The 12,411-nt window shown below is 69.6% G+C and carries 11 protein-coding genes; 1 reads left to right on the top strand and 10 read right to left on the bottom strand.

All coding sequences use genetic code 11. The annotated features are described in order from the left end of the window. Window positions 1-134: 134 nt before the first annotated feature. From OG219_RS39100 to OG219_RS39055, 10 genes are all read right to left on the bottom strand, one after another. Entirely contained in the window at window positions 135-1,139 is a 1,005-nt protein-coding gene (locus tag OG219_RS39100; RefSeq protein WP_266834775.1) for a sugar phosphate isomerase/epimerase, read from the bottom strand. Between the two features lie 3 nt (window positions 1,140-1,142). Then, window positions 1,143-2,411 carry a Gfo/Idh/MocA family protein gene (locus tag OG219_RS39095; RefSeq protein WP_266834773.1) on the bottom strand — a complete coding sequence of 423 codons (1,269 nt, stop codon included), beginning with the start codon at window positions 2,409-2,411 and terminating at the stop codon, window positions 1,143-1,145. A 79-nt stretch (window positions 2,412-2,490) separates the two neighbouring features. After that, window positions 2,491-3,528 carry a substrate-binding domain-containing protein gene (locus tag OG219_RS39090; RefSeq protein WP_266834771.1) on the bottom strand — a complete coding sequence of 346 codons (1,038 nt, stop codon included), beginning with the start codon at window positions 3,526-3,528 and terminating at the stop codon, window positions 2,491-2,493. Window positions 3,529-3,545: 17 nt separating this feature from the next. Then, window positions 3,546-4,568, bottom strand: a complete 1,023-nt coding sequence (locus tag OG219_RS39085) for an ABC transporter permease (protein ID WP_266834769.1) — start codon at window positions 4,566-4,568, stop codon at window positions 3,546-3,548. After that, a complete protein-coding gene (locus OG219_RS39080; RefSeq protein ID WP_266834767.1) occupies window positions 4,565-6,082 on the bottom strand; it encodes a sugar ABC transporter ATP-binding protein in 1,518 nt (505 codons plus the stop codon). The genes OG219_RS39085 and OG219_RS39080 overlap by 4 nt, the downstream gene beginning before the upstream one ends. 119 nt (window positions 6,083-6,201) lie before the next feature. Then, window positions 6,202-7,383, bottom strand: coding sequence for an ROK family transcriptional regulator (locus OG219_RS39075; protein WP_266474984.1), 1,182 nt, complete (start codon window positions 7,381-7,383; stop codon window positions 6,202-6,204). A 233-nt stretch (window positions 7,384-7,616) separates the two neighbouring features. Then, complete coding sequence (locus OG219_RS39070; protein WP_266836384.1) at window positions 7,617-8,294, bottom strand: GntR family transcriptional regulator; 678 nt, start codon at window positions 8,292-8,294, stop codon at window positions 7,617-7,619. Window positions 8,295-8,429: 135 nt separating this feature from the next. After that, window positions 8,430-9,368 (bottom strand): beta-ketoacyl-ACP synthase III, encoded by a 939-nt coding sequence (locus OG219_RS39065; protein ID WP_266834765.1) that lies wholly within the window; start codon window positions 9,366-9,368, stop codon window positions 8,430-8,432. A 138-nt stretch (window positions 9,369-9,506) separates the two neighbouring features. Further along, a complete protein-coding gene (locus OG219_RS39060; protein ID WP_266834763.1) occupies window positions 9,507-9,656 on the bottom strand; it encodes a hypothetical protein in 150 nt (49 codons plus the stop codon). Next, window positions 9,634-10,956: an OFA family MFS transporter gene (locus OG219_RS39055; RefSeq protein ID WP_266834761.1), complete on the bottom strand. Its 1,323-nt coding sequence runs from the start codon at window positions 10,954-10,956 to the stop codon at window positions 9,634-9,636. The genes OG219_RS39060 and OG219_RS39055 overlap by 23 nt, the downstream gene beginning before the upstream one ends. Before the next feature lie 478 nt (window positions 10,957-11,434). Here OG219_RS39055 and OG219_RS39050 point away from each other — a divergent pair, with 478 nt between their 5' ends. Then, the gene (locus OG219_RS39050) at window positions 11,435-12,406 is read left to right on the top strand and encodes a 2-dehydropantoate 2-reductase (RefSeq protein WP_266834759.1); all 972 of its coding nucleotides are present in this window, start codon (window positions 11,435-11,437) and stop codon (window positions 12,404-12,406) included. Window positions 12,407-12,411: the final 5 nt, after the last annotated feature.

Genomic DNA, 12,411 nt, shown 5'->3' with positions numbered 1-12,411 from the left:
CGCGGTGCGGCGATACGCCGGGGTGCGCCGTCACCCCGGAGAGCTGAACCTTGTGAACTGCGCGATGAAAGCCGCGCCATGTGAGCCGCGCGATGTCGAGTGCGCGACCGGAACTGTGAACTGTGCGATGCGGCCTAGTCGTTGCCGCCGAACGCCGCGTCGAACGATGCCGACGGCGGCTCGAAGTCGTATGCCTTGAGGCGGGTCAGGGCCTCGGGTGCGCCCTGGAGCCGGTCCATGCCGGCGTCCTCCCACTCCACGGAGATGGGGCCCTTGTAATCGATGGACCGCAGCATGCGGAAGACGTCCTCCCAGGGAACGTCGCCGTGGCCTGCGGAGACGAAGTCCCAGCCGCGGCGCGGGTCGCCCCAGGGGAGGTGCGAGCCGAGGCGGCCGTTGCGGCCGTCGAGCCGCTTGCGGGCTTCCTTGCAGTCGACGTGGTAGATCCGGTCGCGGAAGTCGTAGAGGAACCCGACCGGGTCGAGGTCCTGCCACACGAAGTGCGACGGGTCGAAGTTCAGGCCGAAGGCGGGGCGGTGACCAACCGCCTCCAGTGCCTTGTGAGTTGTCCAGTAGTCGTACGCGATCTCGCTCGGGTGGACCTCGTGCGCGAACCGCACACCCTGCGCGTCGAAGACGTCCAGGATCGGGTTCCAGCGCTCGGCGAAGTCCTCGTAGCCGCGCTCGATCATCGACTCGGGCGCGGGCGGGAACATCGCGACCAGATGCCAGATGGCGGAGCCGGTGAAGCCGATGACGGTGTCCACACCGAAGGCGGCCGCCGCCCGTGCGGTGTCGGCGATCTCGGCAGCGGCCCGCTGCCGCACGCCCTCCGCGTCGCCGTCGCCCCAGATACGGGCGGGCAGGATGGCCTTGTGGCGTTCGTCGATGATGGCGTCGCAGACGGCCTGGCCGACCAGGTGGTTGGAGATCGCCCAGCACTTGAGGCCGTACTTGTCGAGGAGTGCGTGCCGGGAGTCGATGTAGGCCGGGTCCGCGAGCGCCTTGTCGACCTCGAAGTGGTCGCCCCAGCAGGCGAGTTCGAGTCCGTCGTAGCCGAAGTCGCGGGCGAGGCTGCAGACTTCCTCGAGCGGCAGGTCGGCCCACTGGCCGGTGAAGAGTGTGAAGGTGCGCGGCATGGCTTAAAGGCCTCCTCGAACCGCTACGGGCGTATGGACCGCTATGGGCGTGTAGACGGAGTTCTTCTCGGCGCTCTCCTCCACCGCGGCCAGCACACGCTGCACTTGCAGCCCGTCGGCGAAGGACGGCACCGGGCGGTGGCCGGCGGCGATGGCCTGCACCAGGTCGCGGGCCTGGTGCACGAAGGTGTGCTCGTAGCCGAGGCCGTGGCCCGGCGGCCACCAGGCGTCCAGGTAGGGGTGGTCGGGCTCGGTGACGAGGATGCGGCGGAAGCCCGCGTGCGCGCCGGGTTCGGTGTGGTCGTGGTAGGAGAGTTCGTTGAGGCGTTCCAGGTCGAAGGCCAACGAGCCTCGCTCGCCGTTGAGTTCGATGCGCAGGGAGTTCTTTCGGCCGGTCGCGAACCGGGAGGCCTCGAAGGAGGCGAGTGCGCCGGAGGCGAAGCGGCCGGTGAAGAGGGCGGCGTCGTCGACGGTGACGGTGCCGACGCCGCCACCGGCTTCCGATGCGGCCGACAGGCCGCTCGTCGTCCCGCCGGGCAGCGGCCGCTCCCGTACGAACGTCTCGGTGAGCGCGGAGACCCCGACGACCGGCTCCCCCGCCAGATACTGCGCGAGGTCGATGATGTGCGCCCCCAGGTCCCCGAGCGCGCCCGATCCTGCGGCCTCCTTGCGCAGCCGCCAGGTGAGCGGGAACTCCGGGTCCACCAGCCAGTCCTGAAGGTACGTCACCCGTACGTGCCGCAGAGCTCCCAGGCGCCCTTCGGCGACCATCGACCGGGCCAGCGAAGTGGCGGGCAGTCGACGGTAGTTGAAGCCGACCATCGCCAGCTGGCCGCGCTGCTCTGCCGCTTCGGCGGCCTCCGTCATCGCCTCCGCCTCCGCGACCGTGTTCGCGAGGGGCTTCTCGCACAGCACGTGTTTGCCCGCGGCCAGGGCGGCGACGGCGATCTCCGCGTGGCTGTCGCCGGGGGTGCAGATGTCGACGAGGTCGACGTCGTCCCGGGCGATCAGGGCGCGCCAGTCGGTCTCGGCAGCCGCCCAGCCGTGCCGGTCCGCCATCGCCCGTACGGCTTCGCCGTCACGCCCGCAGACCGCGGCGAGGACCGGTCGGCGCGGCAGGTCGAAGACGTGGCCCACGGTGCGCCAGCCCTGGGAGTGGGCGGCGCCCATGAAGGCGTAGCCGACCATGCCCACGCCCAATGGCGGCTTCGCGGCCTCGGCCGGTGCCCCGGCGGCTGCCTCGACCTCGTCGCCCTGGTGCGGCTGTCCCATGCGGATGTCCTCCTCGTCGTCGTGGCGCGGTGGGGGGTGGGGGCCTGATCCGTGGGCCAGGCCCCTGGTACTGGGCGCCTCACTTGAAGCCGGTGGACATGTACTGGCCGACGTTCTCCTTGTCGACGACGGCCGAGTAGAGCGTGATGGAGGCCGGGATCTCGAACTCGGCGAGGCCGCCGATGCCCTTGGCCTGGCCGAGCGCGCGGGCGAGGTCGATGGCGGAGGCGGCCATGGTCGGCGGGTAGAGGACGGTGGCCTTGAGGACGCCGTCGTCCGCTTCGATGGCCTGCATGGCAGAGAGCGCACCGGCGCCGCCGACCATCAGGAAGTCGTCCCGTCCGGCCTGCTCGATCGCGCGCAGGGCGCCGACTCCCTGGTCGTCGTCGTGGTTCCACAGCGCGTCGAAGTTCGACTGGGCCTGGAGGAGTTGGGACATCTTCGCCTGTCCCGACTCGACGGTGAACTCGGCGGCCTGCCGGGCGACCTTCTTGATGTTCGGATAGTTCTTCAGGGCCGCGTCGAAGCCCTGGGTGCGCTGCTGGGTCAGCTCCAGGTTGTCGAGCCCGGCGAGTTCGATGACCTTGGCGCCCTGCTTGTCCTTGAGCTTCTCGCCGATGTAGTGCCCGGCGTTGAGGCCCATGCCGTAGTTGTCACCGCCTATCCAACAGCGGTACGCCTGGGGCGAGTTGAAGATCCGGTCGAGGTTGATGACCGGGATCCCGGCCCGCATGGCCTGCAGGCCCACCTGGGTGAGCGCCTTGCCGTCGGCGGGCAGTACGACCAGGACGTCGACCTTCTTGTTGATCAGGGTCTCGATCTGGCCGATCTGCGCGGCGGTGTCGTTGGAGCCCTCGGTGATCTCCAGTGTCACGTCCGAGTACTTCTTGGCACGGCTCTTGGCGTTGTCGTTGATCGCGTTGAGCCAGCCGTGGTCGGCCTGAGGCCCGGCGAAACCGATCGTCACCTCCTTGCCGGGTGTGTCGGAGGCGGCCGGCTGGTCGTTCGCCGCGGCGTCGTCGTCGGACTCGTTGCTGGTGCAGCCTGCGAGCAGGACACCGGCCCCGACGGCGGCGGTCCCGAAGAGCAGCCCTCTGCGGCTCGTGAGCTCTGGCATGGCGGTGGACCCTTCCCTCAAGTCGTGCTTGCGGTACGGCGCTGGACGAGCACGGCGGCCACGATGATCGCGCCCTTGGCGATCTGCTGGACGTCGCTCTGCAGGTTGTTGAGCGCGAAGATGTTGGTGATCGTGGTGAAGATCAGGACGCCGAGCACCGAGCCGACGATGGTGCCGCGGCCCCCACTGAGCAGGGTGCCGCCGATGATCGCGGCCGCGATGGCGTCGAGTTCGTACAGGTTGCCGTTGGTGTTCTGGCCCGATCCGGACAGGATGATCAGCAGGAACGCGGCGATGCCGCAGCACAGTCCGGAGAGCAGGTAGAGGTACAGCCGCTGCCGTCGTACGTCGATGCCTGCGAGCCGTGCCGCCTCCGCGTTGCCGCCGACCGCGACCGTGCGGCGGCCGAAGGTGGTGCGGTTGAGCAGCAGCCAGCCGATGATCGTGACGACGGCGAAGACCATGACGAGCGGCGGTACGCCGAGCACGTACGAGTCGCGCTCGCCGAGCTTCAGGATGCCGTCGATGGAGACGATCTGCGTTTTTCCGTCGGTGATCTGAAGCGCCAGTCCGCGGGCCGAGGCGAGCATGGCCAGCGTCGCGATGAACGGGACCATCGCGCCGTAGGCGATGAGCATTCCGTTGACCAGGCCGCAGCCGACGCCGACGAGCACGGCGGTGAAGAGGACGCCCGCGAAGCCGAAGTCCTGGGTGGCGACCGTCGTCGCCCACACCGAGGCGAGGGCGACGATCGCGCCGACCGACAGGTCGATGCCGCCGGAGGTGATGACGAAGGTCATGCCGACGGTGACGACGCCGATCACCGAGGCCTGGGTGAGGACGAGTTGGAGGTTGCGGGTGTCGAGGAACTCGTCGGGCTTGGTGATGCCGCCGATGAGGATCAGGGCGGCGAGCACGCCGAGGAGGGAGAGCGTACGGACGTCCGCGCGGGCCGCGAGGGTCCGCCACGGGCTTGTCCGGTCCACCGGCGAGACCTTGCGGGTGTCACCGGGCCTGGGAGGTGACGCTGGCTGCGTCATGACGTTGACGTTCCTTCCATGACGAGGTCGAGGACGCGGTGTTCGTCGAGTTCCCGGGCCGGGGCCGTGTGGACGACCCGCCCCTCGCGCAGGACGAGCACCCGGTCGGCGAGGCCGAGCACTTCGGGCACTTCGCTGGAGACCAGCAGGACGGCGAGGCCTTCGTCGGCCAGCCGCCGGATGACGGCGTAGAGCTCGGCGCGGGCACCGACGTCGACGCCGCGGGTCGGCTCGTCGAGCAGCAGCACCCGGCAGCCGCGCAGCAGCCAGCGTGCGAGGACGGCCTTCTGCTGGTTGCCGCCGGACAGGGTCCGGATCAGGGCGGAGGGGTTGTCGGGGCGCAGCGACAGCTCTCGTGTCGCGGCCCGCGCGGCTCCCCGCTCGGCGCCCCGGTCGATCCAACCCCCGCGTGAGAAGCGGGACATGGACGACACCGACACATTGCGGGTGACGGACTCCAGCATCAGCAGGGCCTGCGCCTTGCGTTCCTCGGGCGCGAGCCCGAGTCCGGCGCGGACCGCCGCGCGTACGCTGCCGGGCCGCAACGGCCTTCCCTCAACGAGGACTTGCCCTTGTGTCGCCTTGCGCGCCCCGTAGATCGTCTCCAGGATCTCGGAACGCCCGGAGCCGACGAGGCCGGCAAGTCCGACGATCTCGCCGGGCCGCAGGTCGAGGTCGATGGGCGCGAACTCCCCTGCCCTGGCGAGGCCTTGGACCTGGAGCACCGGTTCGCCCGGAGGGCGTGTCACGGGCCGGTCCGGGAACACGTACTCGACGTTGCGCCCCGTCATCAGCGCCACGACCTCGCGTGTCGGCGTGGACTTCGCGGGCAGCCCGCCCGCCACCGCCCGCCCGTCCTTCAGCACGGTCACGCGGTCGCCGATGCGGCGGATCTCCTCCAGGCGGTGCGAGATGTAGACGACGGCGACACCGTCCGCGGTGAGGTCTCCGACGATGCGGAAGAGGTTGTCGACCTCGTCGGGGTCGAGGGCCGCGGACGGCTCGTCCATGACGATGAGGCGTACGTCGTGGGAGAGCGCCCGCGCCATGGAGACGATCTGCTGCTGGGCGGCGGACAGTTCACCGACGAGCCGCGCGGGGTCGATCTCGGAGTGCCCAAGTCGCTTGAGGAGAGCGGCGGTCGCCTCCTTCGCCGCCTTTCCCCGTACGACGAAACCGGCGGCCGTGAGTTCATGTCCGAGGTGGACGTTCTCGGCCACCGACAGGCCCTCCACCAGGTCGAGTTCCTGGTAGATGGTGGCGATGCCGAGGCGCATGGCGGCGATCGGCGACCGGAGGGTGACGTGGTCGCCGCGCCAGGTGATGGTGCCGTCGTCGGGCTGGTGGGCGCCGGCCAGCACCTTGATGAGGGTGGACTTCCCTGCGCCGTTCTGGCCGAGCAGGCAGTGCACTTCGCCGGCCTGGACGTCGAGGTCGACACCGTCGAGGGCCCGGACTCCGGGGAACGACTTGGTGATTCCGGACATGGTGAGCAGCGGTGGTTCTGGTGCCATGGCTGTTCCCTTTGGCAGGCGTGCGGGCCGGTTGCAGGGCTGTGCGCGTGCGGAGCATGCGTGTGTGCGGGCAGGGCAGAGCAGGGCGCTGTGCTGGTGGTCCGTCCGAACGGACGTGGTTACGCGGGTGAGAACAGGTGGTCGCTGATGAGCCGGGCCCCGCCGATGACTCCGGCGGTCGGGCCCAACTCCCCGAGAACGATGGGCAGGTTGCCGGTCGCCAGGGGCAGCGACTGACGGTAGACCTGGGTTCGGATCGCGGCGAGCAGGGTGTGGCCGAGACCCGTCACCCCACCGCCGATCACCACCAGGCCCGGATTGAAGAAGCTGACGAGGCCGGCGATGACCTGACCCGTACGGTTTCCGCCCTCGCGGATCAGATCGAGCGCGGTGGCGTCTCCCGCGGCGGCCGCGGCGGCGACATCCACGGCGCTCAGGCTGCCGTTCGCCTCCAGACGGGTCGCGAGATCCGCCGAATGCCCCTGCTGGGCAGCCTCGGTGGCGTCGCGGGCGAGCGCGGCGCCGCTGAAGTGGGCCTCCAGGCAGCCCCGGTTGCCACAGGCGCAGGGGCGCCCGTCGGGCACGGCCTGGATGTGCCCGATGTCGCCCGCGCTTCCCGTCGTACCGCGGTAGACCTCACCGCCGACGACGATGCCGCAGCCGATACCCGTACCGATCTTGACGCAGAGGAAGTCGCCCACGGAGCGTGCGACGCCCGCGTGCTGCTCCCCCATGGCCATCAGGTTCACGTCGTTGTCGACCATGACAGGGCAGCCGAGATCCTGGCTGAGCGCCTCCCGCACGGGGAAGCCGTCCCAACCGGGCATGATCGGCGGGGCGACGGGGATGCCCTCGGGGAAACGGACGGGTCCCGGTACGCCGATGCCGGCGCCGTCGAACCCTTCCGCGAGCCCCGAGGCCCTCAACTTGGCCGCCATCGCGAGGACTTGCTCGAAGACCGCGACCGGGCCCTCGCGCACGTCCATGGGCTGGTTGATGTGTCCGAGGACTTCCAGCTCGGCATTGGTGACGGCCACGTCGATCGAGGTCGCGCCGATGTCGACGCCCAGGAAGCGCAGCGCCGGTGCGAGCCGGATGTTGTGGGAGCGGCGGCCACCGCGGGACGCGGCGAGTCCGTCGGCCACCACGAGCCCGGTCTCCAGGAGCCGTTCCACCTCGACGGCCAGCTTCGACCGCGAGAGGTCGACCTGATCGCCCAGCTGGGCCCGGGAGTTGGGGCCGCCGTCACGCAACAGCCGCAGCAGCCGGGCCTGGTGCGCGTTGGCGGGTCGTGCCGTCATACGTCTCACGAGCCCCTCCCCGCCTCAATTGGCTTGCGTCCACCAGTTCCGGCCGGTTCGCCGGGCCTGCTTTCGAGGGGAACGTAGCAGCGGCTGCCTGGGGTGGGAAGAAGTCGCGCACAGATTGCTGCCAACTTTCTCCACTGACAGGACAAAGGCGAGCCTGCGGGCACGCAAAACGGGCCACAGCCGAGACTGTGACCCGCTCTCCTGGTGTCCTTGACGCGGTCGGCCTACTTCTCCCGCTCGTGGTACATCTTCCGCGTGTGTTCCGTGTGGGTGCGCATGACCGCCGTGGCGCGCTGCTCGTCACGCTCCGCGATCGCCGCGATCAGTTCGCGGTGCTCGATCCAGGACTGCCGGCCGCGCTGCCGGGCGACCGGCGTGTAGTACCAGCGGACCCGCCGGTCGACCTGTGCGGCCAGCTCGGCGAGGACGGTGTTGCCCGCGAGTTCCATGACCTTCGCGTGCAGCCGGGCGTTCGTCGCGACGGCGCCGTCCACGTCATCGGCCGCGACCGCACGCTCACCCTCCGTGCACAGCGCTTCGAGGGCGGCGATGGCCTCGGTCCCCGCGTTGGCGGCGGCGAGCCGGGCGGCCTCGGCCTCCAGGAGCGTACGGACCGTGAGGAGCTGGTCCGCCTCCTCCTCGGTGGGCTCGTGCACGAACGCACCCTGGGCGGGTCGCAGATCCACCCATCCCTCGGTGCTGAGTCGCTGCAGGGCCTCGCGCACCGGCTGCCGGGACACCCCGAGGTGCCCGGCGAGTTCGCTCTCGACGAGGTGCTGGCCCGGCGCCAGGGCGCGGGTGGTGATGAGTTCGAGCAGCGCCTCGTAGACGCGGTCGCGCAGCGGGCCGGGCCGTTCGAGCTTGGGCACCGCACCCTGCGGCAGTCCTGTCGTCGACAACATCACGGTCCCCTCCTGGGCAGCGTTGTCGCTGCATTGCGAAAGCCAATTATGAATTGTCTTTCGCCTACAGTCTACGGCGCACAAAGGCCAGCAGGCACAGGAGTTGAGCTCCTCAAACCAAGATGGGAGAGCTGTTCACGGGCAACGGACGACCTGTCCGGCGTACGACAGGTTCCCACCGAAGCCGAACAGCAGGACCGGGTCGCCCGTGGAGAGTTCCCCGCGCTCCACGAGCTTGGAGAAGGCGAGCGGAATGCTGGCCGCCGAGGTGTTCCCGGATTCGATGACGTCACGCGCGACAACGGCGTTGACGGCGCCGATCTTCTCGGCGAGGGGTTCGATGATGCGCAGGTTCGCCTGGTGCAGGACGACCCCGGCGAGGTCCTCGGGGGCGAGTCCCGCGCGCTCGCAGGCCTTGCGGGCGATGGACGGGAGCTGGGTCGTCGCCCAGCGGTAGACGCTCTGCCCCTCCTGCGCGAACCGCGAGGGTGTTCCCTCGATCCGCACGGCGTTCCCCATCTCGGGCACCGAGCCCCACAGCACCGGACCGATACCCGGTTCGTCGGTCGCCTCGACCACGGCGGCCCCCGCCCCGTCGCCGACGAGCACACAGGTCGTCCGGTCGCTCCAGTCCGCCACGTCGGACATCTTGTCGGCGCCGATCACGAGGGCGCGGGTGGCGGCCCCCGCGCGCACGGTGTGGTCCGCGGTGGCCAGCGCATGGGTGAAGCCCGCGCAGACGACGTTGATGTCCATCGCGGCCGGCGAGGGGATGCCGAGCCGGTTGGCGACCCTGGCCGCCATGTTCGGGGAGCGGTCGACGGCCGTGGACGTGGCGACCAGGACCAGGTCGATGTCGCTCGGGGCCAGGCCCGCCCCGGCGAGCGCCTTGGCGGCGGCGTGCGCGGCCAGCTCGTCGACGGGCTCGTCCGGCCCGGCGATGTGCCGTGTGCGGATGCCCACCCGGCTTCTGATCCACTCGTCGCTGGTGTCGACCAGGCCCGCCAGATCCTCATTGGTGAGCACCTTGGCGGGCTGGTAGTGACCGACGGCGGCGATCCGTGAGCCATTCATGGGTGGGTCCCCCTCGTTGCCTTGGGTAGCGGGATCCTCCAGTCTGATCAGTGACCCATGGGTACGACGGCAGGTGATGCCACAGGATTGAGGCGCCAGGCTTGTCGGCTTCTGTCAGACCATTTCAGGCCCGAACAGTCATCCCGTGAACAGCTGGGTCGCCTTCTGTACGAGTTCGTACACCCCGTAGGCGAGCGGCGCCCCCACCCAGAGCCAGGCGAAGGCGATCAGCGGCCGCCGGTCGGGCGTACCGCTGCCGGACGTGTCAGGCGGACTGCTGCTGGACATCGGAGGCCCCCCTGGGTGCAGGAATGTGGTGCCGGACGTGGACGGGTCGTACGAGCTCATTGGCCACGAAGCCGACGACCAGCAGGCCGATCATGATCAGGAACGACAGACCGTAGAGCGAGGCGCCGGACTTGCCCGCCTCCTCCTGGCGGTCGGCGATCCAGTTGACGATCAGCGGACCGAGGACACCGGCCGTGGACCAGGCGGTGAGCAGCCGGCCGTGGATCGCGCCGACCTGGTAGGTGCCGAAGAGGTCCTTCAGATAGGCGGGGATGGTGGCGAAACCGCCGCCGTAGAAGGAGAGGATCACCAGCGCGCAGAGGATGAAGAGGGGTTTGGACGAGTCGCCGAACCAGGCGATGGTCGCGTACATCAGCGCGCCCACGCCGAGATAGACGCGGTAGATGTTCTTGCGTCCGATCAGGTCGGACGTCGAGGACCAGCCGATACGGCCCGCCATGTTCGCCGCGGAGAGCAGTGCGACGAATCCGGCCGCGGCCGAGACCGACACCGGTGTGGAGGAGTCCGCGAAGAAGTCCGTGATCATCGGGGCGGCCTTCTCCAGGATGCCGATGCCCGCGGTCACATTCATGCAGAGGATCACCCACAGGCACCAGAACTGCGGGGTGCGTACGGCGTTCCGGGCGGAGACCTGCACGCCTTCGAGCGCGCTCGGTCCTGCGGCGACGGGCTTCTCGCCGCGCGGCACGCGGACAAGGAGCACACCGAGGGACATGAAGACGGCGTACGTCAGTCCGTGCACCAGGAACGCCAGCGCGATCCCGGAGGAGTCGGAGCCGAAGGACTCCAGCATCTGCGCGGACCACGGCGAGGCGATCAGCGCGCCGCCGCCGAAGCCCATGATCGCGATGCCGGTGGCCATGCCAGGCCTGTCCGGGAACCACTTGATCAGGGTCGAGACGGGTGAGATGTAGCCGATTCCGAGGCCTATGCCTCCGACGAATCCGTAGCCGAACACGATCAGCCAGTACTGCTCGGTGACGGCGCCGAGCGAGGCGATCAGGAAACCGGAGGAGAAGCAGACGAGGGCGACGGTCATCGCCCAGCGCGGCCCGTTGCGCTCCACGAGAGTGCCGCCGAACGCGGCGGACAGGCCGAGCATGACGATGCCGAGCTGGAAGGGCAGCGCGCTCTGGGTACCGCTGAGGTCGAGCGCGGATTCGAGCGGCGGCTTGAAGACGCTCCAGGCGTAGGCCTGGCCGATGGAGAGGTGGACGGACAGAGCGGCGGGCGGAACGAGCCAGCGGCTCCAGCCGGGGGGTGCGACAGGGGGGCTCATGATCCGGAACGATAGGAAGCGGTTGCGCGTTGGGGAAGCCGCACGGCAAAAACTCGTCGACGGTATGCGATGAGCGGTATGCCTGACGCGACGAGCGGCGACCGGGGCGGGGTGAACGGTCCCCCGGGAGTCGCCCGCGAGCCAACGGAACGAGCCGCGAAAACCGACCGAACACGTCACAAAGCGGACCGGCCGCGTCGCGCAGGCGGACCGACCCCGCGTCACGAAAGCGGGGACCGCGCGCGTCGCGAACGTCGACCGGCCGCATCGCGAAGGCCGACCGATCTCGCCGCGAAAGCCGGCCCAACACGTCGCCACAGTCGGCCTACCGCCTCGCAAAAACCCCGCAAAGGCAGCGCAGGCCGCCACCCACGTACTGCTCCAACCCTTGCCGCCCATCATTCCATCCTGTAGACAATATTTCGTCGACAGAGTTCGGCAGTTCCTCGGTACCCTCGACCGAACGGAGCGCCACACAGTGAAAGTCGCAGTTCTGGGCGCCGGTGCGATCGGCGCCTACGTCGGCGCCGCGCTGCACCGCGCAGGCGCCGATGTGCACCTCGTCGCCCGTGGACCGCACCTCGCGGCCATGAGGCAGCACGGAGTCCGCGTGCTCAGCCCCCGCGGTGACTTCACCGCGCGTGCCCACGCCACCGAAGACCCGGCCGAGATCGGTCCGGTCGACTACGTCTTCCTTGGCCTGAAGGCCAACTCGTACGCGGCGTGCGGGCCGCTGATCGAGCCACTGCTGCACGACAACACGGCGGTGATCGCCGCCCAGAACGGCATCCCGTGGTGGTACTTCCACCAGCACGGCGGGCCGCACGACGGCCAACGCATCGAGAGTGTGGACCCCGACGGCGCGGTCAGTGCGGTGCTCGCGCCCGAACGGGCCATCGGATGCGTGGTCTACGCCGCGACGGAGCTGGAAGGACCGGGAGTCGTACGCCATCTCGAAGGCACCCGGTTCTCCATCGGCGAGCCCGACCGCTCCCTCTCCGAGCGCTGTCAGGCGTTCAGTGAGGCCATGCAGGAGGGCGGGCTCAAGTGCCCGGTCGAGCAGGACCTGCGCAACGACATCTGGCTCAAGCTGCTCGGCAACATCTCCTTCAACCCCATCAGCGCGCTGTCCCGCGCGACCATGCGGCAGATGTGCCTGCACGGCGGCACGCGCAAGGTCATCGAGATCATGATGGCCGAGACGCTGGCGGTCGCGGAGGCCCTCGGCTGCAAGGTGGGCATCTCCATCGAGCGGCGTCTAGCCGGAGCGGAACGCGTCGGCGACCACCGCACCTCCACGCTCCAGGACCTGGAGCGCGGCAAACCACTCGAACTCGACGTGCTGCTCGCCGCCGTCGTGGAGCTGGCGGAGATCACCGAGGTTCCGGTGCCGACACTCCGTACGGTCCACGCCATCTCGGATCTCCTCGCGCTCAGGACCGCGGCATGAGGAGA

It is taken from the genome of Streptomyces sp. NBC_00038, assembly GCF_026343635.1.
In the GTDB taxonomy this organism is placed as follows: Bacteria; Actinomycetota; Actinomycetes; order Streptomycetales; family Streptomycetaceae; genus Streptomyces.
Note: the sequence above shows the minus strand (reverse complement) of the source record. Positions and strands in the feature narration are given on the sequence as shown.